At 63.0% G+C, this 23,281-nt stretch carries 22 protein-coding genes and 1 tRNA gene; 11 read left to right on the top strand and 12 right to left on the bottom strand.

Features of this window, described 5'->3' with window-relative positions:
* Positions 1–47: 47 nt before the first annotated feature.
* Positions 48–557 (bottom strand): DciA family protein, encoded by a 510-nt coding sequence (locus AKL28_RS15090; protein ID WP_050468993.1) that lies wholly within the window; start codon positions 555–557, stop codon positions 48–50.
* 53 nt (positions 558–610) lie between these two features.
* Here AKL28_RS15090 and AKL28_RS15085 point away from each other — a divergent pair, with 53 nt between their 5' ends.
* The 7 genes from AKL28_RS15085 to mutT all read left to right on the top strand — a co-directional run bounded on the left by AKL28_RS15085 (position 611) and on the right by mutT (position 9,302).
* Positions 611–1,588, top strand: coding sequence for a M23 family metallopeptidase (locus AKL28_RS15085; RefSeq protein WP_050468992.1), 978 nt, complete (start codon positions 611–613; stop codon positions 1,586–1,588).
* Between the two features lie 247 nt (positions 1,589–1,835).
* Positions 1,836–4,592: a preprotein translocase subunit SecA gene (gene secA, locus AKL28_RS15080; RefSeq protein ID WP_050468991.1), complete on the top strand. Its 2,757-nt coding sequence runs from the start codon at positions 1,836–1,838 to the stop codon at positions 4,590–4,592.
* Between the two features lie 252 nt (positions 4,593–4,844).
* On the top strand, positions 4,845–5,642 hold the full coding sequence (locus AKL28_RS15075) for a DUF2272 domain-containing protein (protein WP_050468990.1): 798 nt from the start codon (positions 4,845–4,847) through the stop codon (positions 5,640–5,642).
* A 10-nt stretch (positions 5,643–5,652) separates the two neighbouring features.
* A complete protein-coding gene (locus AKL28_RS15070; RefSeq protein ID WP_050468989.1) occupies positions 5,653–6,390 on the top strand; it encodes an SGNH/GDSL hydrolase family protein in 738 nt (245 codons plus the stop codon).
* 76 nt (positions 6,391–6,466) lie between these two features.
* Positions 6,467–7,702: a bifunctional glutamate N-acetyltransferase/amino-acid acetyltransferase ArgJ gene (argJ, locus tag AKL28_RS15065; protein WP_050468988.1), complete on the top strand. Its 1,236-nt coding sequence runs from the start codon at positions 6,467–6,469 to the stop codon at positions 7,700–7,702.
* 305 nt (positions 7,703–8,007) lie between these two features.
* Positions 8,008–8,880, top strand: coding sequence for an ATP-binding protein (locus AKL28_RS15060; RefSeq protein WP_050468987.1), 873 nt, complete (start codon positions 8,008–8,010; stop codon positions 8,878–8,880).
* On the top strand, positions 8,880–9,302 hold the full coding sequence (gene mutT / locus AKL28_RS15055) for an 8-oxo-dGTP diphosphatase MutT (RefSeq protein WP_050468986.1): 423 nt from the start codon (positions 8,880–8,882) through the stop codon (positions 9,300–9,302). Before AKL28_RS15060 ends, mutT begins: the two co-directional genes overlap by 1 nt.
* Before the next feature lie 101 nt (positions 9,303–9,403).
* On the opposite strand, the gene yacG is transcribed toward mutT, so the two are convergent.
* The 10 genes from yacG to ispB form a co-directional block, all read right to left on the bottom strand.
* The gene (gene yacG / locus AKL28_RS15050; protein ID WP_050468985.1) at positions 9,404–9,586 is read right to left on the bottom strand and encodes a DNA gyrase inhibitor YacG; all 183 of its coding nucleotides are present in this window, start codon (positions 9,584–9,586) and stop codon (positions 9,404–9,406) included.
* 10 nt (positions 9,587–9,596) lie between these two features.
* Complete coding sequence (gene zapD / locus AKL28_RS15045) at positions 9,597–10,352, bottom strand: cell division protein ZapD (RefSeq protein ID WP_050468984.1); 756 nt, start codon at positions 10,350–10,352, stop codon at positions 9,597–9,599.
* 220 nt (positions 10,353–10,572) lie between these two features.
* Positions 10,573–11,193 carry a dephospho-CoA kinase gene (coaE, locus tag AKL28_RS15040; RefSeq protein WP_050468983.1) on the bottom strand — a complete coding sequence of 207 codons (621 nt, stop codon included), beginning with the start codon at positions 11,191–11,193 and terminating at the stop codon, positions 10,573–10,575.
* 2 nt (positions 11,194–11,195) lie between these two features.
* Positions 11,196–12,059: a prepilin peptidase gene (locus AKL28_RS15035; RefSeq protein ID WP_050468982.1), complete on the bottom strand. Its 864-nt coding sequence runs from the start codon at positions 12,057–12,059 to the stop codon at positions 11,196–11,198.
* A 30-nt stretch (positions 12,060–12,089) separates the two neighbouring features.
* Complete coding sequence (locus AKL28_RS15030; protein WP_050468981.1) at positions 12,090–13,376, bottom strand: type II secretion system F family protein; 1,287 nt, start codon at positions 13,374–13,376, stop codon at positions 12,090–12,092.
* The gene (locus tag AKL28_RS15025) at positions 13,363–14,559 is read right to left on the bottom strand and encodes an ATPase, T2SS/T4P/T4SS family (protein WP_050468980.1); all 1,197 of its coding nucleotides are present in this window, start codon (positions 14,557–14,559) and stop codon (positions 13,363–13,365) included. Before AKL28_RS15025 ends, AKL28_RS15030 begins: the two co-directional genes overlap by 14 nt.
* Positions 14,560–14,757: 198 nt before the next feature.
* Complete coding sequence (locus AKL28_RS15020) at positions 14,758–16,074, bottom strand: HlyC/CorC family transporter (RefSeq protein ID WP_050468979.1); 1,317 nt, start codon at positions 16,072–16,074, stop codon at positions 14,758–14,760.
* Positions 16,075–16,250: 176 nt separating this feature from the next.
* Positions 16,251–17,999 (bottom strand): tannase/feruloyl esterase family alpha/beta hydrolase, encoded by a 1,749-nt coding sequence (locus tag AKL28_RS15015; RefSeq protein ID WP_050468978.1) that lies wholly within the window; start codon positions 17,997–17,999, stop codon positions 16,251–16,253.
* Positions 18,000–18,193: 194 nt separating this feature from the next.
* A tRNA-Pro gene (locus AKL28_RS15010) sits at positions 18,194–18,270 on the bottom strand.
* 15 nt (positions 18,271–18,285) lie between these two features.
* Complete coding sequence (gene ispB / locus AKL28_RS15005) at positions 18,286–19,275, bottom strand: octaprenyl diphosphate synthase (protein WP_050468977.1); 990 nt, start codon at positions 19,273–19,275, stop codon at positions 18,286–18,288.
* A gap of 284 nt (positions 19,276–19,559) precedes the next feature.
* Between ispB and rplU the strand changes: the two genes are divergently transcribed.
* The 4 genes from rplU (at position 19,560) to proB (ending at position 22,636) form a co-directional block, all read left to right on the top strand.
* Complete coding sequence (rplU, locus tag AKL28_RS15000) at positions 19,560–19,871, top strand: 50S ribosomal protein L21 (protein WP_007878066.1); 312 nt, start codon at positions 19,560–19,562, stop codon at positions 19,869–19,871.
* A gap of 36 nt (positions 19,872–19,907) precedes the next feature.
* Positions 19,908–20,165: a 50S ribosomal protein L27 gene (rpmA, locus tag AKL28_RS14995; RefSeq protein ID WP_050468976.1), complete on the top strand. Its 258-nt coding sequence runs from the start codon at positions 19,908–19,910 to the stop codon at positions 20,163–20,165.
* Positions 20,166–20,325: 160 nt separating this feature from the next.
* Positions 20,326–21,435, top strand: coding sequence for an Obg family GTPase CgtA (cgtA, locus tag AKL28_RS14990; protein WP_050468975.1), 1,110 nt, complete (start codon positions 20,326–20,328; stop codon positions 21,433–21,435).
* A gap of 82 nt (positions 21,436–21,517) precedes the next feature.
* On the top strand, positions 21,518–22,636 hold the full coding sequence (gene proB / locus AKL28_RS14985) for a glutamate 5-kinase (RefSeq protein WP_050468974.1): 1,119 nt from the start codon (positions 21,518–21,520) through the stop codon (positions 22,634–22,636).
* An 80-nt stretch (positions 22,637–22,716) separates the two neighbouring features.
* Here the strand turns inward: proB and AKL28_RS14980 are convergent, their stop codons facing one another.
* Positions 22,717–23,277, bottom strand: coding sequence for a CNP1-like family protein (locus AKL28_RS14980; RefSeq protein WP_050468973.1), 561 nt, complete (start codon positions 23,275–23,277; stop codon positions 22,717–22,719).
* Positions 23,278–23,281: the final 4 nt, after the last annotated feature.

Genomic DNA, 23,281 nt, shown 5'->3' with positions numbered 1-23,281 from the left:
CAGGGGTTTTAACTGGAAATAACCCCGCTTTCCCTTCCTTGTTTCTCCTATGCACGTGCCTTTCGGCGGCGTACCATGGCGTCGATGGCATCCTTTAGCCCTTGGCTGCGCGGGTCGTTGGACAGTGAATTGCTGAGTTCGGCGAAGGAAGACAGTGCGTTATCAGTCAGTTCGATGACCCGCTTGGGCGCGGGCGGCGGGGCGATCCTGCCAACTTGCACTTTGATACGGATTGAATTAACCTGCCATCCGTCCTTTTGCAAGCGGTCTTGCAGCGTGGGGAGCTGCTGTTTGAGCCGGGCCGCCAATGCTGCGTTGGGCGCGGTCATCACCAGTACACCTGCTTCGAAATTCAATATCTCGCACGCGGCAAACATCGTGGGCAGGGTGGCGGCACATGCCTTTTGCAGCGCATTCATGCGCGTGAGGGCTGGCAGCAGTGCCGCCATTGCCGAATTCGACCGCAAGAAATCTGAAGCGTCTTTCGTGCTCTTCGCCATGCGTTGGGCGCTCGAGAGGCTTGGCCGATAAGGGGTGAATGTAGATGGATACTTCATCTTTAAACCTTATCACATCCGGTTGTTAGCCGGCCGGAGTCCAAGGAGCAAAGATGCAAATTATCCTGCTGCACCCCCGTTTCACCAGGGCCCGTTCCGTCACGCTGGGGTCGAAACACCTGTTCATCATGCTGGTCCTGCTGATGGGCGTGATCGCCGGTTGCTCGGTACTGGGCTCCTATCTCTTGCTGCGCCATGCGTCCGACGCCGATGCCTCGCCCATGTTCCACAAGCTGGCCATATCGATGAACCAGCAGGAAGACGACCGCAAGGAAAAATACCTCAAGGAAAACCTGGCCATGATGGCCGTCAAGGTCGGCGAGATGCAGGCCCAGATGATGCGCCTGGACGCGCTGGGCGAGCGGGTGCAGGGCCTGGCCGGCATCCGCCCTGAGGAATTCAATTTCAAGGAATTGCCCGGCCGCGGCGGCGCCGAGATTTCCAGCATCGCCGGCGCGGGCCGTGATGTCGGCATGGATGAGCTGCGCCGGATGCTGGATGCGCTGGTGGTCGATGCCGGCCACCGCACCGACTACCTCAATGCGGTCGAATCGACGCTGATGAGCGACAAGATCAAGTCGCGCCTGCTGCCAACCAATCAGCCGGTCAATGTGGCCTACAACTCGTCGAGCTTCGGCTGGCGCCTGGATCCTTTCACCGGCCATAACGCTTTCCATGAAGGCCTGGACTTTCCTGCACCGGTCGGCACCAGGATCGTGGCGGCGGCGGCCGGCGTGGTGATTGCCTCCGAGTATCATTATCAGTTCGGCAACATGCTGGAGATCGATCACGGCAACAACATCATCACGCGCTATGCCCATGCCTCCCAGCTGTACGTGAAGGTCGGCGACATCGTCAAGCGCGGCCAGCATGTGGCCGATGTCGGCTCGACCGGCCGCTCGACCGGGGCCCACCTGCATTTCGAGGTGCGTATCCGCGGCATCGCCCAGGACCCGCGCAAGTTCCTGGCGCTGGGCGCGACCGGCGGCAACCAGCCCAAGCAGATGCCGGTATTCGTCGCGGGCCGCTGAATCCGGCCCGATTTGCGCCCCGATGGCCGTCCGGCTGCCTGCAAAACCCGCCCGTTGGCGGGTTTTTCTATTGAATCTTTGCAATCGGGCCCGATCTACAGGCGATGCAGCCGGTTGATGGCCCGGGAAAGCCATCGCCATGGGGCCTGCGTGCTAAAATCCACGGTTTATTATTGGGCGTTCTTTCGGCCGGGTGCCAAACGTCTGCCTGCCGGATCTTTCATCGGCGCTTTTATAGAATCCAAGCATGTCATTACTGACCAAGATTTTCGGTAGCCGTAACCAGCGGTTGCTCAAACAATATCAAAAAATCGTCCGCCAGATTAATGCGCTGGAACCGTCGGTCGAGAAGCTGACGGATGCCGAACTTCAAGCCAAGACGCCCGAATTCAAGCAACGCATCGCCAACGGCGAGACGCTCGACGCCATCCTGCCGGAAGCCTTTGCGGTTTGCCGCGAGGCCAGCCGCCGCGTACTCAAGATGCGCCACTTCGACGTCCAGCTGATGGGCGGCATGGCGCTGCACTTCGGCAAGATCGCTGAAATGCGCACCGGCGAGGGCAAGACCCTGATGGCGACCCTCCCGGCCTACCTGAATGCGCTGGGCGGCAAGGGCGTGCACGTGGTGACCGTCAACGATTACCTGGCACAGCGCGACGCCGACGACATGGGTCTCCTGTACGGCTGGCTCGGCCTCTCCACCGGCGTGAACCTGTCGCAGATGGAACACGACGTCAAGCAGCAGGCCTACGCCTCCGACATCACCTACGGCACCAACAACGAGTTCGGTTTCGACTATCTGCGCGACAACATGGTGTTCGACGCCGACGACCGCGTGCAGCGCAGCCTGAATTTCGCCATCGTCGATGAAGTCGACTCGATCCTGATCGACGAAGCGCGTACCCCGCTGATCATCTCCGGCCAGGCCGAGAACCACACCGAGCTGTACCACAAGATCAATGCGGTGCCGCCGCTGCTGACCCTGCAGATCGGCGAAGAGACGCCGGACGGCAAGGGCAAGGTCGAAGTCCCGGGCGACTACACCAAGGACGAAAAGAGCCACCAGGTGCTGCTGACCGAGGCCGGCCACGACAAGGCCGAAGAGATCCTGACCCAGATGGGCCTGCTGCCGGCCGGCGCTTCGCTGTACGACGCCGCCAATATCACGCTGATCCACCACTTGTACGCCGCCTTGCGTGCACACACGCTGTATCACAAGGATCAGCATTACGTGGTGCAGAACGGCGAAGTCACCATCGTCGACGAATTCACCGGCCGCCTGATGACAGGCCGCCGCTGGTCCGACGGCCTGCACCAGGCTGTCGAAGCGAAGGAAGGCGTGAAGATCCAGAACGAGAACCAGACCCTGGCCTCGATCACCTTCCAGAACTACTTCCGCATGTACGCCAAGCTGTCCGGCATGACCGGTACGGCCGACACCGAAGCCTACGAATTCCAGGAGATCTACCACCTGGAAACCGTGGTGATCCCGCCCAACCGCCCGAATGCGCGCAAGGACCGCCAGGACCAGGTCTACAAGACCGCGCAAGAGAAGTACATGGCGATGCTGAAGGACATCCAGGATTGCTACGAACGCGGCCAGCCGGTGCTGGTGGGTACCACCTCGATCGAGAATTCCGAGCTGCTGTCGGGCATCCTGAACAAGGCCAAGCTGCCGCACAACGTGTTGAACGCCAAGCAGCACGCGCGTGAAGCGGAGATCGTGGCCCAGGCCGGCCGTCCCAAGATGATCACCATCGCCACCAACATGGCCGGCCGCGGCACCGACATCGTGCTGGGCGGCAATGTGGGCAAGCAGATCCAGCTGATCGAAGCCGATGCTGCACTGTCGGACGCCGACAAGGCGGCCCGCGCCAAGCAACTGAGCGACGAATGGCAGTCGCTGCACGACCACGTGGTCAACGCCGGCGGCCTGCACATCATCGGCACCGAGCGCCACGAGTCGCGCCGCGTCGACAACCAGTTGCGCGGCCGTTCGGCGCGCCAGGGCGACCCGGGCTCCTCGCGCTTCTACCTGTCGCTGGACGACGCGCTCTTGCGCATCTTCGCCGGCGACCGCGTGCGCGCCATCATGGAGCGCCTGAAGATGCCGGAAGGCGAGCCGATCGAAGCGGGTATCGTCACGCGTTCGATCGAGTCGGCCCAGCGCAAGGTTGAAGCGCGCAACTTCGACATCCGCAAGCAACTGCTCGAATACGACGACGTCGCCAACGACCAACGCAAGGTGATCTACCAGCAACGCAACGAACTGCTGGAGTCGGCCGAAATGGGCGAGATGATCGCCTCGCTGCGCGAAGGCGTGTTCACCGACCTGTTCCGCCAATACGTGCCGGCCGAGTCGATGGAAGAGCAGTGGGACATTCCCGGCCTGCAAGCCGTGCTGAAGAACGAATGGCAGCTCGACGTGCCGCTCGACGCCATCCTGGAGGCCGAACCCGACCTGTCGGACGAGGACTTGCTGGAACGCGTGCTCAAGGCCGCCCGTGATACCTACGACGCCAAGGTCGCCGTGGTCAGCGCCGAAGCCTTCGCCGGCTTCGAGCGCAGCGTCATGCTGCAGAGCATCGACAACCACTGGCGCGAACACCTGGCCGCGCTGGACCACCTGCGCCAGGGCATCCACCTGCGCGGCTACGCGCAGAAGAACCCGAAGCAGGAGTACAAGCGCGAAGCCTTCGAACTGTTCGCCCAGATGCTGGATCTGATCAAGAACGAAGTGATCAAGGTCGTGATGACGGTGCGCATCCAGAGCCGCGAAGAGATCGAGGCTGCCGAGGAGAGCCTGGCCGAAGGCGTGGCGCTGGAGAACGTGCATTACCAGCATGCCGACTTCGACGCCAATGCCGCGCCGGAAGAATTGCTGGCGCCGACCGCAGCCAGCGAACCGCAGGACGGCGCCGATCTGCCCAAGGTCGGCCGCAACGATCCTTGCCCTTGCGGCAGCGGCAAGAAGTACAAGCAGTGCCACGGCAAGCTGGCCTGATCCAGCCGCGCTGGCCTTAGAACCTGTTCGGAATCTCGTCGGGGTTGTCCAAATGCCCTTTCAGGCGGTCTGCGGCGTTGCAAAGCCTCGCCGGGCCAACCGGCCCGGCTGCGTTTTGCGCCTTGCAGCCCATCCTGAAATGACATTTGCCCAACTCCCGCCGAGATCCCGAACAGGTTCTTAAAAAGAAGCCGTTCACCATCGATGTGGTGAACGGTTTTTTTTCGACTTCGTTTGTGGGAGAACAACAAAATGCAAACCGCCAAGCTTTCCCTGATATCGCCCGCGATCCTTGCCGCCGGGCTGTTGGCCGGCTGTGCCTCCAGTCCGATGCCGACATGGAAGGGCGCGGCCGATCCTGGCTATGTGCCGGTACGTCCGGCACAGGTTGAACCGGCTGTGACTGCGGTGCCGGCCGTGGCGATCAGCACCGCGCCACCCACGCGCGCCGCGCTGGTGGACGCGGCCAAGGCCGAATGGGATTTCTTCGGCAACCAGCAGATCGACATGCGTCACGAGCCCTTCAGTGCGCCGCGCCTGGGTTTGCTGGAAGATGAGGGCGAGGCGGTGCAGCGCGTTGCCGAATACTGGCATGCGGTCGGCAGGAACTATACCGGCGCCGATTGCCAGCAAGCCTGGTCGGCCGCCTTCATTTCCTGGCTGATGGTCAGCTCCAATGTGGCGCCGCAGGATTTCGCACCCAGCGAAACCCATTTCAACTACCTGAGCTTCCTCAAGCAGCGCGAGTCGCTTCCGTCGCCGCAGTTCGTGCTGCGCCCGGCCGCCAGCGAGCCTGTTGCGCCGGGCGACTTGCTCTGTGCGCCGCGCGGCAACAACACGGCGACCACGCTCGACGAGATCCAGCCCGGCCTGGCGGGACATTGCGACATGGTGGTGGAGGTGCACGCGGATGAAGGCTGGGCCGGCGTGATCGGCGGCAACGTGTTCAATTCGGTATCGGAATCGCTGATCCCGGTGGATGCGCAGGGCCGTGCGGTCCCGATTTCCCAGCGGCCGTGGCTGGCAGTGGTGAAGAACCTGTTGCCATGAGGAGAGGCGCTTGCTGACCTTCGCGAAGATCCTGCTCGGGCCTGTGTTGCTGGCCCAGGCCAAATGGCTGCGCAAGACCGCGCTGCGCCTGCCTGAAGCCGAAGGCCCGCGCACCGGAATGGAGGCGCCTGACATGCCGCCGGCAGCGCCGGCCGAGCCGCTTAGGCTGCTGGTGGTAGGCGATTCATCGGCTGCCGGTGTCGGCGTCGACCGCCAGGAACGCGCGCTGGCCTTGCCGCTGGCGCGCCATCTGGCGCAGCGCAGCGGGCGCACGGTGCAATGGCAACTGGTGGCCAAGAGCGGCGTCAACTCGCTGGAAGCGCTGGACTTGCTGGCGCAGCATGAGATCGGCCCGGCCGCCGTGCTGGTGGTGGCGCTGGGTACCAACGACGTCACCTCGCAGATGCCGCCGCAGCGTTATATCGCCAACCTCAGGCTGCTGGTGGAACGCCTGATGGCGCAGGCCGGAGTCGAACACATCGTGTTTGCCGGGTTGCCGCCACTGCACAACCTGCCGGCTGCGCCGCAGCCGCTGCGCTGGTACCTTGGCCGCTACGCGCGCAAGCTCGACCATGCGCTGCGGGCCTGGATCGCGCGGGAGCCGATGTTGCGTTATTGTTCACTGCAATGGGCGCTGCCGCATGAGATGGCGATCGACAAGTTCCATCCCGGCCTCGGCCAGTACGCACAATGGGCGCGCATGACGGCCGAGATCATCGAGGACGGCCTGGCGCCACAGCCAGGCTGATTTCATGCCGCTGTCATCGGTCCGCCGGTGAAAGTGTTTAAAATACGCGTTCCGAATTTTTCGCTGAAAGCACGCCATGGCCGTCAATTCCCCGATTCCCGTCTCTTCCGACCTGAAAGCCGTCGCCGGCATCGAACTCGGCCATGCCGAGGCGGGCGTGCGCAAGGCCAACCGTAAAGACTTGCTGGTGCTGAAGCTGGCGCCCACGGCCACGGTCGCCGGGGTGTTCACCAAGAACCGCTTCTGCGCGGCGCCGGTGCAGGTCTGCAAGACCCACCTCGAACAAGTCAAGGACGGCGCGCCGATCCGTGCACTGGTGATCAACACCGGCAATGCCAACGCCGGCACCGGCGAAGAGGGCCTGAAGCGTGCCAACGCTACCTGTGACGCCCTGGCCAAGCTGCTGGGCTGCGCGCCGTCGCAGATCCTGCCGTTCTCGACCGGCGTGATCCTGGAGCCGCTGCCGGTCGACCGCATCACCGCCGGCTTGCCGCAGGCCATCGGCAACCTGAAGGCCGACAACTGGTTCAACGCCGCCGAATCCATCATGACCACCGACACCCAGCCCAAGGCGGCATCGCGTACGGTCACTATCGGCGGCAAGCAGGTCGTAATGACCGGCATCAGCAAGGGCGCCGGCATGATCAAGCCCAACATGGCGACCATGCTGGGCTTCCTGGCTTTCGATGCGAAGGTTCCGCAGGCGCTCCTGAACCAACTGGTCAAGGATGCCGCCGACCATTCGTTCAACTGCATCACCATCGATGGCGACACCTCGACCAACGACTCCTTCATGCTGATCGCCACCGGCGCCGGCGAGCTGGACATCACCAGCGCCGACAGCGCCGAGTACAAGCAACTGGCCGCGGCCGTCACCGAACTGTCGCAGAACCTGGCGCACCAGATCGTGCGCGACGGCGAAGGCGCCACCAAGTTCATCGAAGTGGCCGTGGAAGACGGCAAGAGCGTCGAGGAATGCCGCCAGATCGCCTACTCGATCGGCCACTCGCCGCTGGTCAAGACCGCCTTCTTCGCCTCCGACCCGAACCTGGGCCGCATCCTGGCCGCCATCGGCTACGCCGGCGTGGACGACCTGGACGTGTCGAAGATCAACCTGTGGCTGGATGACGTCTGGGTCGCCAAGGACGGCGGCCGCAACCCCGACTACCGCGAGGAAGACGGCCAGCGCGTCATGAAGAAGGCCGAGATCGTGGTGCGCGTGAAGCTGGCGCGCGGCAATGCCAAGGCCTCGATCTGGACCTGCGACTTGTCGCATGACTACGTTTCCATCAACGCGGACTACCGCTCGTGAACGTCGTGCGGGCGCTATTGAGGCGATCTGCTGCGTTGCAAAGCCTCGCCAGACTCCAGTCTGGCTGCGTTTTGCGCCTTGCATCTCATCCTCAATAGCACCCGCACGACGTCCCCGAGGCGTGCGAATAGATTCTTTTGCTTTAAACATGGAGATCGACAGCGTTCAATCTACAAGTGGCGAACGCTGTACCGTGATGGTGGCGGCAACATGAATGCCCGGAGCCCTCGGAAGAATTTAATTCACTCAGGTGCTTGCCGCTTTGCGTCAAAATGGCGCTAACCATCATTCCCAGACTATTGATCATGACCCAGTTAGACCAATTCCTGCAGCGTGCCGAAGCCTTGCTGGCGCGCGTCGAATCGCTGTTGCCCGCGTCGTCCAAGGAGCCGGACTGGAATGCCGGCGTCGCTTTCCGCTGGCGCGGCCCCAGCGGCCAGCGGCCGGGCTATTTGCAGGCGGTCGGCCATATTTCGAAGATCGCGTTGTCGGACCTGCATAACATCGGCCCGCAAAAAGAGCAGATCGACCAGAACACCAAACAGTTCGTCGAAGGCCGTCCGGCGAACAACGTGCTGTTGACCGGCGCGCGCGGCACCGGCAAGTCCTCGCTGATCAAGGCCTGCCTGAACCAGTACGCCGACCGCGGCCTGCGCCTGATCGAAGTCGACAAGGACGACCTGCACGACCTGCAAGACATCGTCGAGATGGTCTCGGCGCGTCCGGAACGCTTCATCGTGTTCTGCGACGACCTGTCCTTCGAAGAGGGAGAGGGCGGCTACAAGGCGCTCAAGGTGGCGCTGGATGGCAGCATCGCCGCGCAGTCGGACAATGTGCTGATCTACGCCACCTCCAATCGCCGCCACCTGATGCCGGAACGCCTGTCCGACAACAGCACCTATACCCATACCGATGACGGCGACCTGCATCCCGGCGAGACGGTGGAAGAGAAGATTTCCCTGTCGGAGCGTTTCGGCCTGTGGGTGACTTTCTATCCGTTCAAGCAGGACGATTTCCTGGAGATCGTCGCGCACTGGCTGCGCCACTTCGGCTGCAACGACGCCCAGATCGAGGAAGCGCGCGGCGATGCGCTGCGTTGGGCGCTGCAGCGCAGCTCGCGCTCGGGCCGCGTGGCCTGGCAATTCGCGCGCGACTACGCCGGAAAGGCGCAGGGCTGATGAACGAGGCGGTCAAGCCTATCGACGTCGCCGTCGGCATCCTGATGCAGCCCAATGGCGACGTGCTGCTGGGCCAGCGTCCGGAGGGCAAGCCCTACGCCGGTTATTGGGAATTCCCGGGCGGCAAGGTCGAGCCCGGCGAAACCATCTTCGCCGCCTTGCAGCGCGAGTTCAAGGAAGAGCTGGGCATCGAGGTGCTGGACGGCGAAGGCTGGTGCGGCGTCGAGCATGTCTATCCGCATGCCCATGTGCGATTGCATTTCTATATCAGCCGCAGCTGGCGCGGCGAACCGCAAAGCCTGGAAGGCCAGGCTTTTGCCTGGCAGGGCAGCGTGGGGGTGGAGCCCCTGTTGCCGGCGACCGTCCCGTTGATCGAGTGGCTGGACCTGGTGCGGTATGGCGAAGCTGGGCAATCCTCTTGATGCTTCTGCTGGCGTTGTGAGGACGGACGTAGAACCATCGCAAAAGAAATAAAAAAGCCGCAATCAGCGGCTTTTTTGTCGATGCGGCAATGATCCCCCGCTTATTGCAACGTATCCTGGTCGTTTTCCTGCGGCAGGTTCACTGCCGGGATTGCATACTTTTCTTCGGCCCAGGCGCCCAGGTCGATCTGTTTGCAGCGTTCCGAACAAAAAGGGCGGTACTTGTTCTTTTCCGCCCATTCCACCTTGGCCCCACAGGTCGGGCAATCGACTATCGTCGCCATTGCTTGCTCCTTAAAACCCGCACAGCGCCAGTTCGAACGGCACTTCGCCTTCGAGGGGACGCGGTTTCTCATCGCCGTCCTGCTGGGTAAAGCGTACCCATAGCATGTACTTGTTGGCGGAGATTTCGGGGATGGCGCCCAGTTCGATGTCCAGCGACAGGCGCAGCATCTGGTAGATCTTGCCCTGCAGCATTTGCTGGTAGCTGCCGCCCGCGGCATTGATCTTCACGGCGTGGCCCGATTCGCGCAGCAGGCGCAGCACGATGGTGATGGCGTCGGCCAGCGGGATCAGCGGCGCGAACCAGTTCGAAATGTCATTGAAACGGCGCTCGAAGCTGTGCTGTTGCCAGGCGTAGTACGCGGGCAGGTCGAATTCGCAGGCGCCGCCGGGGATGATGGTGCGACCGCGGATGCTCATTAGCCATTCGTTGTCGCGGATGTTCTGCCCGGTCTTGCCCTGGGCTGCGGCCAGCGCGCTGCTGGCCTTGTCGACCTCGGCCAGGATGGCGTTGAGCATCTCCGGCTCGACATTGGGGTTGGACTGGTAGGCCAGCAGCATCTGCTTCTGGCGCTCGAGTTCTTGCAGCAGGTCCGACTTGAGGTCGGCGCGTCCGGCTACCTCCAGCATTTCGAAAATGGTGGCAAGGGCGATGTGATGCTGTTGCGGGCTTTCCTGGTGCAGGAAGAAGACGAACTTCTCGTACAGGTCTTCCAGTCGCAACAGCGTGCGAATACGCTCGTTGAAAGGGTATTCGTAGACGATCAAAGCATGATCCCTTTAGTGGTTGAACCGGATTCGATGATGGGCCGCTGGAAAACTGCTGTTAGCCGCATTGTGTGTGATTCTGACCCATGCAGAGGAAAATTACAAATGCATGGCGCAATGGAGAAGGGCCGCACGCGCCGTCTGGGCATGGGCGCGGCCACAAGTGGCAAGGAAGGGGCGGGATCGGCTGCCGGATGTAAAGAGTTTTGCCCTCGCAGCATCAGGCGGCGCGCGCCAATTCCAGATAGCTTGCATGCAGTTCGCGCACGCGCGGCAGCAGCCCGGCGGCGTCGCCATTGTTCTCGATGACGTCGTCGGCCACCGCCAGGCGGGCCGGGCGGCTGGCTTGCGCGGCCATGATGGCTTCCACCTCGTCGCACCGCAAGCCGTTGCGCTGCATGACGCGGGCGATCTGCACTTCTTCCTCGCAATCGACCACCAGGATGCGCGAGGCGCGGCCCACCCAGGTGCCGGACTCCACCAGCAGCGGGACGACGAAGATGACATAGTCGCCGGTTGCCGCCTCGGCGGCGCGGGCGGTCTCGCTGCGGATGAGCGGGTGCAGGATGGCTTCCAGCGCATGGCGGGCGGTTGCATTGCCGAATACATGGCTGCGCATGCGCGCGCGGTCCATGGCGCCGTGCTCGTCGATGAAGGCGGCGCCGAAGTGGTCACGGATGCTGGCGATGGCCAGGCCGCCGGGCGCGGTCAATTGATGGGCGATGGCATCCGTGTCGACCAGCGAGGCGCCCAGTTCGCCGAACATATTGGCGACCGTGGTCTTGCCGCTGCCGATGCCGCCGGTGAGGCCGATGGAAAAACGCTGCGCCGTGGATGTCATGTTTAATAATCGTAAATGCCGAAGGACAGCCAGTTGCCGCCATAGAGAAGCGCCAGCATACCTGCAATCGCCAGGTAGGGGCCGAACGGGATCGCCTGTCCGCGCTCATGGCGCCTGGCCAGCACCAGCGCGATGCCGGCGATGGCGCCCAGCGCCGAAGCCGAGAGCAGCACGAAGGGCAGCGCCTGCCAGCCCAGCCATGCGCCGAGCGCGGCCATCAGCTTGAAGTCGCCGTAGCCCAGGCCTTCCTTGCCGGTGGCCAGTTTGAAGATCCAGAAGATCAGCCACAAGGCGATATAGCCGAGCGCGGCGCCCAGCACCGCATCTTGCAAGGGCACGATGCGGTGGTTCAGGTTGACCAGCAGGCCCAGCCATAACAGCGGCAGGGTCAGGTCGTCGGGCAGCAGCATGGTTTCGGCATCGATGAAGCCGAGTGCGATGAGGAAGGCGCAGCAGGCCATCGCAGCCAGCCCGGTCAGGCCGGCGCCGAATTGCCAGGCAGCCAGCGCGAATACTATGGCGGTCAGTAGTTCGACCGCGAGGTAGCGCACGCCGATGGGCGCCTTGCATTCTCCACAACGGCCGCGCAGCAGCAGCCAGCTCAGTACCGGCACATTGTGGTGCGCCGGCAGTGCGGCGCCGCAGTGAGGGCAGGCCGAACGCGGCAGCAGCAGGTCGTAGCGAGCGGCATGGGGCAGAGCCTCGCCGCGTTCATTGGCGACGAAGTTGGCCGTTTCGCGCATCATCATCTTCGGCACGCGATGGATCACCACGTTCAGGAAGCTGCCCACGATCAGGCCAAACAGGGCCGCCATCAGGCTGATGGCGGCGTTGTTCGGTTCGCTGTAAGCGTCGAGAAATGGCATCGGAGCGAATTTGCGTGTTTTTAACAGGATCTATACAACGGAGCCCATGCGGAAGATCGGCAAGTACATCGCGATCACCAGGCCGCCGATCAGAATGCCCAGAACCACCATGATAATCGGTTCCATCAGGCTGGTGAGCGCGGCGACGGCGTCGTCGACTTCGCGTTCGTTCATGTCGGCGATCTTGCCCAGCATGGCGTCGAGCGCGCCGGCTTCTTCGCCCACCGCAGCCATTTGCACCGCCAGGTCGGGGAAGACGCCGGTTTGTTCCATCGCCGCATGTAGCGAGGCGCCGTTGCGCACGGCGTCGCGAATGGCCAGGCTGGCATCGGCATAGGCAATGTTGCCGGCCGCGCCAGCCACCGTTTCCAGCGCATCGACCAGCGCAATGCCGGCGCTGAACAGGGTGCCGAAAGTGCGGCTCCAGCGCGCGATGGCCGCCTTGCGCAGCAATTGGCCGAACACCGGCAGGCGCAGGCTGGCGCGCTGGGTTGCCGCCCGCATGCCGGGCGAGCGGCGCCAGGCATGGAGGCCGGCTGCGCCCAGCATGCCGATGGCCGCCAGCAGCCAGGGCCACCATTGGGCGAGCAGGCGCGAGACCTGCATGACGATGCGCGTCAGCAGGGGCAGTTCGGCACCGAAATTGTGGAACATCTGTTCGAAGGCCGGCACCACCCACAGCATGATCACCAGCGTGACCACCACCGCCACCAGCATCACTGCACAGGGATAGGCCAGCGCCGAGCGCACCTTGCCCTTCAGGGCTAGCGACTTCTCGCGATAGCCGGCGATGCGCTCCAGCATGGTATCGAGCATGCCAGCTTCTTCGGCGGCGCGCACCAGGTTGCAGAACAGCGCATCGAAATGGCGCGGATGGTGGCCCAGGGCGGCATGCAGGCTTTCACCTTGCGACACGTCGTTGCGGATGGCGCGCAGCAGCGCTGCCATGGCCGTGGCGCCGGCGCCGCGGATGGCGATATCCAGCGCCTGCAGCAACGGCAGGCCGGCTTGCAGCATGGTCGCCAGTTGCCGTGTGAACAGCACGACCTGTTTTTCCGGGATACGGCCGTGTGCCGCACCGGGGGAAAGCCCTTGCGCTGATCGGGGCCTGCGCCCGGATGCACCATCGCCCGCCATCGATGCAAGGCCATCGGCCGCACGGATCCGCGCCACGCGGATGCCCTGGCGGCGCAACAGGGCGCGCGCCAGCGCGGCATCGCCGGCAGCCAGTACGCCGCTTTGCGGACGGCCATGACGATCCAGGCCCTGCCAATGGAAGGCGGTGCGGGAGGCGGCGGAGGCGTCAGGTGCAGGCAAGGACTTCCCTCAGGCTGGTCTCGCCGCGCAGCGTTTTCATGAGCCCGGCGCGGCGCAGGTCGGCAATGCCTTCGCTGCGTGCCTGGCGGGCGATGTCCTGGGTGTTGCCCTGGTTCAGGATCAGGCTCTCCATGGCCGCGCTGATCGGCATCACCTGATAGATTCCGGTGCGGCCGCGATACCCGCTCTGGTTGCATTTGTCGCAGCCACGGGGTTTGAACAGGCTGGTGCAGTGCTCGATATCGGCTTCGCTGAAGCCGGCGCGTTTGAGGCTGTCGGGAGCGGCGTGCACTTCCTCGCGGCAGCTGCACAGCCGCCGCACCAGGCGCTGCGCCACGATCAGGCTGACCGACGAGGCCACGTTGAAGGCCGGCACGCCCATGTTGAGCAGCCGCATCAGCGTGGCCGGGGCGTCGTTGGTGTGCAAGGTGGAAAAGACCAGATGGCCGGTCTGCGATGCCTTGACGGCGATGTCGGCGGTTTCCAGGTCGCGGATCTCGCCCACCATCAGCACGTCGGGATCCTGGCGCAGGAAAGCGCGCAAGGCGACGGCGAAGCTCAGGCCGGCGCGTTCGTTGATGCCGACCTGGTTCACGCCGGGCAGGTTGATTTCGACCGGGTCTTCGGCGGTGGCGATATTCACCCCAGGGCGGTTGAGCAGTTGCAGGCAGGCGTACAGCGACACGGTCTTGCCCGAACCGGTCGGCCCGGTCATCAGCACCATGCCGTGCGGCTTGCCGATGGCGCGCAGCAGCGCCTGTTGCTGCCGCGGTTCGTAACCCAACTGGTCGATGCCCAGGCTGGTTTGCCCGCCATGGAGGATACGCAGCACGATCTTTTCGCCGAACTGGGTCGGCAGCGTCGAGACGCGCAAATCCACTTCGCGGCCGCCGCCCAGTTCCAGCCGCATCTTGCCGTCCTGCGGCAGGCGCTTCTCGGCGATGTCCAGGCGCGAGAGGATCTTGATGCGGGTCGAGAGCTTGTCTTTGAGCGACAGCGGCGGCTGCGCCATTTCATGCAGCACGCCATCGATGCGAAAGCGCACCCGGCAGAAATGCTCGAAGGGTTCGAAATGCAGGTCGGACGCGCCCATGCCGACGGCATCGGCCAGCATTTTGTGCAGCAGCCGCACTATCGGGGCGTCGTCGATATGGGCGGCGGACGGCAACGGGTGTTTTTCCATGATGATCGCCTCGCGATGAGGGACCGCTATAAGAACCTGTTCCCAACTCCGTGGAGATCGTGGACAGGTTCCTGGGAAGGCGGCGAATGAGGGAGAAAAAAGTCTCCCACATTCGCAGCGGTGCGCGAGGAAGCTCCCCGCGCTTTGGCTTGAATTTTCGAGCGAGTTCGAAAGACCGGCGATGACCTGCAGGGGAGATTAGCGGGAGGGCGTACCGTTCGCCCCGCTGTTTCCGGCAGTGGCTTGCCTCGGGGCGATCAGCTTGACCATGCGGATCGCCTGGTTCTGCACTTGTACGATCTCGATCACGCAGCCGGCGATCTTCAGGGAGACGTTGGCTTCAGGGATGTCCCGCAGGTATTCCAGCAGCAGGCCGTTGATGGTCTTGGGGCCGTCCAGCGGCAGCTGCAGGCCCAGGCGCTTGTTGATATCGCGCAGGGTGGTGCTGCCTTCGAGCAGGCAAGCGCCGTCCTTGCCCCAGCCGAAACCTTCTGCCGAAGAGCCGGGAGACGAAGTGGTGAATTCGCCGATCATCTCTTCGATGATGTCTTCCAGCGTCACCAGGCCCTGCACTTCGCCGTATTCGTCGACCACGATGCCCAGGCGCTCGTGGTTTTCCTGGAAGTACTGCAACTGGGTGAAGACATCGGTTTCCACCGGCACGTAATAGGGGGCAGACAGCAGTTCGCGGATGGCCTCGTGCGTGATCTCGTCTTCATGGTTGAACAGCGACACCGCCTTGCGCACGTGCAGGATGCCGACGATGTGGTTGATCTCGCCCTCGAACACCGGCAGCTTGTTGTGGTAGCAGGTGGCCAGCTGGCTCAGGATGTCTTCGATAGGCGCGGCCAGGTTCAGCGCCTCGACCTGGGCGCGCGGCGTCATCACGTCTTCCACCGAGATCTTTTCCAGGTCGAACAGGTTCAGCAGGATGCTCTTGTGCTTTTGCGGAATGAAGCTGCCGCCCTCCAGCACGATGGAGCGCAATTCCTCGGGTGAGATGCGCTGCTCCCTGGCGCGCGCGCCGACCTTGATGCGCAGCAGCTTCAGTACGGCCGAGACGAACAGGTTGACGAACCAGATCAGTGGCTTGGCTACCCGCATCAACGGCTTCAGGATGAAGCTGGTGAATAGCGAAATGCGTTCCGGATACGTCGCGCCGATCACCTTGGGTACGATCTCGGCGAAGATGATCAAGAGGCCCGCCACGCAGGCGGTGGCGATGGTGATGACGCGCTGGTGGTTGCCGAAGGCGGAAATCGCGATGGCAGTCACCAGCGCAGTGGCCAGCGCGTTGATCGCAGTGTTGGCGATCAGCACCAGTGAAAGCAGGCGTTCAGTGCGGTCGAGCAGCCACAGGATGGTGATGGCGCGGCGGTTGCCCTGCTTGGCGAGGTGCCGCAGGCGATGGCGGTTGGCGGCCATCAGCGCCGTCTCGGTCATGGAAAAGAAGGCCGAGAGCAAGATCAGGACGAAGAGTGCAAGCAGTTGCACCCATATGGGTACGGATTCCAAACATCACCGTGAGGTTGGTTGCCCTTGTGGAAGGGAGGCGGCGGGCCTGCGGCGTTGCTTTTGTTGCAATATGGGCAGGGCGGTCAGTGAGCGCCAAAGTCTAGACGATGGCCTGTATTACCGCAAGACAGCCGCTCTTCCCGGGGCGGCCGCTTGCCGATGTTTCATTGCCGCAGTTATTGCACTATGCAGCGGAAATTGCCCGCATCGTCGAGGCTGCCGCTGCCCTTGTATTGCGGCCAGCCCGGGTACGCGCACAATGGCCGGGTCCGGCCGGGTACGCCGGCGGTGTCGGTGACGACCGGGTGTGCGGGTGCCGCGTTACGCTCAACCCAATTCTCAAGCAAGGTCAGCGAATCCCAGGCGGCATTGAAGGCGGTGCCGAAGACATGGCCGTAGCCGGGAATCTCATAGTAGCGGACAAAGCCGTCGAGCCGGTCTTGGCCCATGGCCGTACGCAGCCGCTCCATGTATTGCCGCGTGGCCTGCGTGCTGACCAGCGCGTCCGCAGTGCCGTGAGCGATGAGGATCTTGCCGCCCCTGGCCTGGAAGGCGGACAGGTCGGTGCGGTTGGCGTCCTGTAAGCCGTTGAGCTGCACGATGCGCGCCTGCCAGGCGCCGGGATGCTGGCCGTCCAGCTTGGCCCAGTCGTAGCCGGCGTCGCGCGTCACGAAATACCTCACCCACTGGTCCCAGAAAGTACTGTGATAGGGCGGGCTGCCGTTGGCGGTCACCGCCGGCATGGGACTGGCCGGCTGCACGGTGCCCAGGCCCAGCGTCAGGATAGTGGGTTGAACGCCCGTGCCGCCGGTGCCCCAGTTCGTCCCCCAGGTATTGAAGCCGGGATAAGTGGTTTCGCCGCTGGCCAACGTGTAGCCGAGTTGCAGCGGGGTGCTGATCACCTTGAAGGCGGCGATCTGGGCGTCGGACAGGCAGTGGTCGCCGCCATTGCCGCCGTCCGGGCAGCGCAGGGGCGTGCCATTGAGCGCTGCCGTGGCGGGATCGAAGGCGGCGTTGCAGGCGTCGACGTTGCTGATCACGCCGTCGACCGCGCCGTCCAGGCCGTCGCAGGTGGCCATGGCGGCGTCATACAGCAGCTTGCGCTGCGCCGGGGACGGATAGGCGCCGGGACGCGCCAGCGCCTGGGTGATGCGGCCGAACTGCAGGTTCAGCGCCACCGCATTCCAGGCCGGATACAGGGCGATCACGCCATCGAAGTCGCCGGGCCAGTTGCCCGCCGCCAGCAAGGCCTCGCGGCCGCCCGTGGAGCCGCCGGCGAAATAGGTCTTGCCCGGTTTCGCGCCATAGCGGGCGGCGATGAGATGAAGGGCGGCATCGTGGGTTTTCTTGATGGCGTCGCCGGCGAAGTTGCGCAGCGCCTCGTCGTTGAGGCCGAACGAGCCGTCGCGCGAGGTCGTGGCATTGGCCTGGTGCCCGCTGTCGCTGCTGAAGGTGGCGTAGCCGCGGCCCAGCGGCGTGGGCTGGTCGACCGGGCCGGCGGGGACATTGCCGGCGGGATCGGGAATGGTGCCGTTGTAACCGCCGCCGCCCAGCATCAGGGCACGGCCGTTCCATTGCGCGGGCAGGTCGAGCTGGAAGCGGATGGCAGGTGCGGCCGGGTCTACCGGCGCAATTTCACCCAGCACCTTGCAATAGGCGCCGATGGCCTTGGCGCCGTCGCCTGCCGCTGCGACCATCTCGGCGCGGATAACGCGCGCACCGCCGGTCGGCAGCCCGATGGCCGGGGCTGGAACCGTGATGGCATTGAGGTCGGCGCAGGTCTTCTGGTTGGCGCCGGTGTAGGGCTGGCCGGGCGCGGCAGTGGTGCCGCAGCCGGCGAGTGCGCCAAGGAAGGCCAGACTCAGGGCGATGGTGGCGAACTGTCCAAGATGAGGGCGTTGCCGATATGAATGCTGGTCAGGCATTGCTTGTCTCCTGTTTTTGCACTATTTGAAGAATGTTGGTGTGCGGAAGGCGACGTTTTGTTATTGGTTTTATCGGACGTCCGGCCGATGAGCGGGTCATCATAGCGCAGTCGCCGGTATTGAGGACAGGCGGGAGGAGCGAGCCGAAAACGAAAAAGCCGGATCATTCAAGAGAATGATCCGGCTTCGTATTCTGGTCGGGGTGAGAGGATTCGAACCTCCGGCCTCTACGTCCCGAACGTAGCGCTCTACCAGGCTAAGCTACACCCCGTCGAGTGGATGCGTATCAGTGATTACGATCTACCGCGAAAGCCGATAATTCTAGCAGGGATTTTTTGAATTGGCTATCCGGGAGCGGCGCGATGGCCTGCGCTGAACGCCGTGCTGCGATTTCCGCCTGCTCGCGGGTATACGCCAGCGCACCGGAGTGGGTGATGGCCGCCAGCACCTGGTCGAAATGCTGTTCGTCGCCATTCTCGATACAGGTGCGCACCAGTTCCCGTTCGGTCGGGGAGCCATGCTGCATCAGCCAGATCAGCGGCAGGGTGGGTTTGCCTTCGCGCAGGTCGTCGCCGACGTTCTTGCCGATTTCCTCGCTGTTGCCGGAATAGTCCAGCACATCGTCGATCAGTTGGAACGCGGTGCCGATGGAGCGGCCGTATTCGCCGGCCGCTTCGATGCCGGCTTCATCGGCGCCGGCGATCAGGGCGCCGATCTGGCTGGCCGCTTCGAACAGTTTGGCGGTTTTGGAGCGGATCACCTGCAGGTAGCCGGCTTCATCCACGTCCGGATTGTGCATGTTGAGCAACTGCAGCACTTCGCCTTCGGCGATGACGTTGGTGGCGTCGGCCACGATTTCCATCACGCGCGGGTTGCCGACGGCGACCATCATCTGGAATGCGCGCGAGTACAGGAAGTCGCCCACCAGCACCGAAGCAGCGTTGCCGAACAGGGCATTGGCGGTCTGCTTGCCGCGGCGCAGCGACGATTCGTCGACCACGTCGTCATGCAGCAGGGTGGCGGTGTGGATGAATTCGATGACCGCCGCCAGCGAATGGTGGTGTTCGCCCTTGTAGCCGAAGGCATTGGCGATGAGCAATACCAGTACCGGGCGCAGGCGCTTGCCGCCGGCGCTGATGATGTATTCGGCGACCTGGTTGACCAGCGGCACCTCGGAATACAGTTGCCGGCGGATAACGGCATTGACTGCCTCCATGTCGGCGACGATCGGTTGCAGGATGGTTTGTTGCGAGGCGGTATGTACGGCGGCGGACAAGGGGAAACCTGTGGGAAATGGTTATTCGCGAGATTATACGATGACAACGGCCCCCGACGCCAAAGCCGGTTGGACAACGGCGGGCAGCATTTCTGCCCGGCGCGGATGCGGCATCTTGCCGGAATGGGAATTGTCCTGCCGGAAACTGTGTTGCGTGCCGGTCGCGCAAAGCGCCTGGCCTTTTGACCGAGCAGCTAAGTCTATGTATAATTGGAGGTTTTCCTGATTGTCCGGCTATTTGGCGCAGGGGAAAATCGTTCATTAATCATTCGATGAGGTTTCACATGTACGCGGTCATAAAAACCGGCGGCAAACAATACAAAGTTGCCGCTGGTGAAAAACTTAAAGTAGAACAGATACCGGCAGACATTGGCTCCCAAATCACTTTGGATCAAGTGCTCGCAGTGGGCGCAGGCGATACCGTTAAATTCGGTGCGCCTTTGGTCGAGGGTGCAACGGTGCTGGTTACTGTTATAGCGCAAGGTCGCCACGATAAGGTCAAGATCTTCAAAATGCGTCGTCGTAAGCATTACCAGAAGCGTCAAGGCCATCGTCAGAACTACACCGAACTGCAAATCGTCTCGATCAACGCTTAATAGCGTAGGTCAAACTAGATACAAGGAGTCATATAAATGGCACACAAAAAAGGCGGCGGCACTACGCGCAACGGCCGTGATTCAGAGTCGAAACGTCTTGGCGTGAAGGTCTACGGCGGCCAGGTCATCAACGCTGGCGGCATCATCGTGCGTCAACGCGGCACCCGCGTCCACGCTGGTGAAAACGTCGGTATCGGCAAGGACCACACCCTGTTCGCCCTGAAGGACGGCAAGGTGAAGTTCGTTGTGAAGGGCCTGCAACAGCGCCAATACGCTACCGTCGTTACGGCGTAAGCGTAATCAGCCATCCGGCTCTGCCGGAGTCAGGCACAAGAAAGGCTCTGCCGGTGGTGGAGCCTTTTTAGTTTTTTGAGCCGTCAACAAAGCGCCGAGTCTTTCGTGAAAGCGGATGGCATCGACGTTTTGTTCACGGCTCCATAGGGGTTGTAGAACCATGAAATTCATTGACGAAGCCAAAATTGAAGTTGTCGCCGGCGACGGCGGCAACGGCGTGGCCAGTTTCTGCCGCGAAAAATTCCGCCCCTTCGGCGGACCTGACGGCGGCGACGGCGGCAAGGGCGGCAGCATCTGGGCCGTGGCCGACCGTAACGTCAACACGCTGATCGACTACCGCTACGCCAAGCTGCACCGCGCCGGCCGCGGCGAGAACGGCCGCGGCTCGGATTGCTACGGCAAGGGCGCCGACGACGTGTTCCTGCGCATGCCGGTAGGTACGCTGATCGTGGACAAGAATACCGGCGAGCATATCGCCGACCTGACCCACCACGAGCAGACCGTGCTGCTGGCCAAGGGTGGCGAGGGCGGCTGGGGCAACATCCACTTCAAGACATCGACCAACCGCGCGCCGCGCCAGAAGACCGAAGGCAAGGAAGGCGAACATCGCGAACTGCGCCTGGAGCTGAAGGTGCTGGCCGACGTCGGTCTCCTGGGCATGCCCAATGCCGGCAAGTCGACCTTCATCACCGCGGTGTCCAACGCCCGTCCCAAGATCGCCGACTATCCGTTCACCACGCTGCACCCCAACCTGGGTGTGGTGCGCGTGAGCCACGAGAAGAGCTTCGTGATCGCCGACATTCCCGGCCTGATCGAAGGCGCGGCAGACGGCGCCGGCTTGGGCGTGCAGTTCCTGCGCCACCTGCAGCGCACCGGTTTGCTGCTGCACATCGTCGACCTGGCGCCGTTCAACGACGAAGTCGATCCGGTCAAGGAAGCCAAGGCCATCGTCAAGGAACTCAAGAAATACGACCAGTCGCTGTTCGACAAGCCGCGCTGGCTGGTCCTGAACAAGCTGGACGTGGTACCTGAGGCCGAACGCGCCAAGCGCGTGAAGGATTTCGTCAAGCGTTTCGGCTGGAAGGGCCCGGTGTTCGAGATTTCGGCGCTGAACCGCGACGGCTGTGAAGACCTGGTCAACGAGATCTACAGCTACCTGGAAATCAAGCGCGCCGAGGAACATCGCGCCGAAGAGACGCAGATGACCGAGGAAGCGCGCGGCATTTCCAGCATCGATCCGGACGACCCGCGCTTCAAGGTCCTGGACTGACCCTGGCCGTTGTACGGGCGGCTGCGCGGCCGGAGCGTTCCGGCTATCATCTTCGCTTTCGGATTTTGCGTCTTAGAAGAATATGCAATCGGTCATTCAGAACGCCAAGCGGCTGATCATCAAGGTAGGCTCATCGCTGGTCACCAACGACGGCAAGGGGCTGGACGCCAACGCCATCGCCCGCTGGGCCGAGCAGATCGCGCAATTGCGCGGCCTTGGCAAGGAAGTGGTGCTGGTCAGTTCGGGCGCGGTGGCCGAAGGCATGCAGCGCCTCGGCTTCGACAAGCGTCCGACCGGCATCCATCACCTGCAAGCTTGTGCCGCCGTCGGCCAGATGGGTCTGGCGCAGATCTATGAAACCAGTTTCCGCAAGCACGACCTGCACACCGCCCAGGTGCTGCTGACGCACGCCGACCTAGCCGATCGCGAACGCTACCTGAACGCCCGCTCCACCTTGTTCGCCCTGTTGCAACTGGGCGTGGTGCCGGTCATCAACGAGAATGACACGGTGGTCACCGACGAAATCAAGTTCGGCGACAACGACACACTGGGCGCCTTGGTGGCCAACCTGATCGAGGCCGATGCGCTGATCATCCTGACCGACCAGCCTGGCCTGTTCACGGCAGATCCGCGCAAGGATCCGGCCGCTACCCTGATTGCCGAAGCGCGCGCCGGCGACCCGTCGCTGGAGCTGATCGCAGGCGGCACCGGTACCGGCATTGGCCGCGGCGGCATGCTGACCAAGATCCTGGCTGCCAAGCGCGCGGCGACTTCAGGCGCGCATACCGTGATCGCCTGGGGCCGCGAAGACAAGGTGCTTACGCGCCTGGCCGCCGGTGAAGCCATCGGCACCCAGCTCAATGCCGAGACCGCGCAGCTTACGGCACGCAAGCAATGGATGGCCGATCACCTGCAAACCGCAGGCCGCGTGGTGCTGGATGCGGGCGCGGTGCAGAAATTGACCTCGGAAGGCAAGTCGCTGTTGCCGATCGGCGTGGTGGAAGTGTCGGGAGAATTCGGTCGCGGCGATGTCATCACTTGCGTCGACGGGAGCGGCCGGGCCATTGCGCGCGGCATGAGCAATTACGCCAGCTCGGATGCGCGCCGCATCATTCGCCATCCGTCGTCCGAAATCCAGGCCATCCTGGGCTTCGTCGAAGAGCCGGAGCTGGTGCACCGGGACAACATGGTGCTGCTGTAAGCAGGTTTGCTTTTATTGTGTAAATAATAAAAAAGCGCGGTCATGCCGCGCTTTTTGCGTTCCGAAGCCGGTTGGCGCGGTCAGCGGCGCACCGGATCGATATAGCGCTGCGTCTTCAAGCGCTCGATGATGCTCTTGACCCTGCCATTGTCGGCTACCATCTTGCCTTCGCAGAAATAATCGCGGAACAAGGCGCCATCCACGCGGTTGGCGCCTACGTCCCTGATCGGTTGCCATTTGTCGCGGCGCGAGCGCGACCATTTGCCATCCGGGTGGCCGAAGGCATAGCTCTTCTTTTCCCAGGTTTCGCAGCGCATGCCTTCGTAGATGATGTTGACGGCCCCGCCCTCGGTTTTGGTCACCACGGTATAGCGCACCACATTGTCCGTGCCGACGGAGACCGAGTTGAGGTCAACATAGGCTTTCATGGTGGCGTTCGGGCTCAGGTAAAACTCGGCAAGGTTTTGTTCCTGCGGCGTAGGCGGGAGCTGCACGGCGATTTCCTGCCAAGGCTTTTCTTCATCGTCGAAATCTTCATCGAGGTTTTGTGCCAGCGTGCCGGCGCAGGCCGCCAGCAGGGAGCAGGCCAATACGGCGCGGCGCAGGTGGCGGACGGAGGGCAATGCAAAGGAAAATGGCATAAGG

Source organism: Herbaspirillum chlorophenolicum, assembly GCF_001189955.1.
GTDB classification, from domain to species: domain Bacteria; phylum Pseudomonadota; class Gammaproteobacteria; order Burkholderiales; family Burkholderiaceae_D; genus Herbaspirillum; species Herbaspirillum chlorophenolicum.
Note: the sequence above shows the minus strand (reverse complement) of the source record. Positions and strands in the feature narration are given on the sequence as shown.

Bases quoted from the DNA above. Each gene is read 5' to 3' on its own strand.
- proB (WP_050468974.1), top strand. From the start codon at position 21,518: ATGCAATCGGTCATTCAGAACGCCAAGCGGCTGATCATCAAGGTAGGC.
- AKL28_RS14980 (WP_050468973.1), bottom strand. From the start codon at position 23,277: ATGCCATTTTCCTTTGCATTGCCCTCCGTCCGCCACCTGCGCCGCGCC.
- AKL28_RS15090 (WP_050468993.1), bottom strand. From the start codon at position 557: ATGAAGTATCCATCTACATTCACCCCTTATCGGCCAAGCCTCTCGAGC.
- cgtA (WP_050468975.1), top strand. From the start codon at position 20,326: ATGAAATTCATTGACGAAGCCAAAATTGAAGTTGTCGCCGGCGACGGC.
- mutT (WP_050468986.1), top strand. From the start codon at position 8,880: ATGAACGAGGCGGTCAAGCCTATCGACGTCGCCGTCGGCATCCTGATG.
- coaE (WP_050468983.1), bottom strand. From the start codon at position 11,193: ATGACATCCACGGCGCAGCGTTTTTCCATCGGCCTCACCGGCGGCATC.
- AKL28_RS15085 (WP_050468992.1), top strand. From the start codon at position 611: ATGCAAATTATCCTGCTGCACCCCCGTTTCACCAGGGCCCGTTCCGTC.
- AKL28_RS15015 (WP_050468978.1), bottom strand. From the start codon at position 17,999: ATGCCTGACCAGCATTCATATCGGCAACGCCCTCATCTTGGACAGTTC.
- AKL28_RS15025 (WP_050468980.1), bottom strand. From the start codon at position 14,559: ATGGAAAAACACCCGTTGCCGTCCGCCGCCCATATCGACGACGCCCCG.
- AKL28_RS15075 (WP_050468990.1), top strand. From the start codon at position 4,845: ATGCAAACCGCCAAGCTTTCCCTGATATCGCCCGCGATCCTTGCCGCC.
- argJ (WP_050468988.1), top strand. From the start codon at position 6,467: ATGGCCGTCAATTCCCCGATTCCCGTCTCTTCCGACCTGAAAGCCGTC.
- AKL28_RS15035 (WP_050468982.1), bottom strand. From the start codon at position 12,059: ATGCCATTTCTCGACGCTTACAGCGAACCGAACAACGCCGCCATCAGC.
- yacG (WP_050468985.1), bottom strand. From the start codon at position 9,586: ATGGCGACGATAGTCGATTGCCCGACCTGTGGGGCCAAGGTGGAATGG.
- rpmA (WP_050468976.1), top strand. From the start codon at position 19,908: ATGGCACACAAAAAAGGCGGCGGCACTACGCGCAACGGCCGTGATTCA.
- rplU (WP_007878066.1), top strand. From the start codon at position 19,560: ATGTACGCGGTCATAAAAACCGGCGGCAAACAATACAAAGTTGCCGCT.
- secA (WP_050468991.1), top strand. From the start codon at position 1,836: ATGTCATTACTGACCAAGATTTTCGGTAGCCGTAACCAGCGGTTGCTC.
- AKL28_RS15060 (WP_050468987.1), top strand. From the start codon at position 8,008: ATGACCCAGTTAGACCAATTCCTGCAGCGTGCCGAAGCCTTGCTGGCG.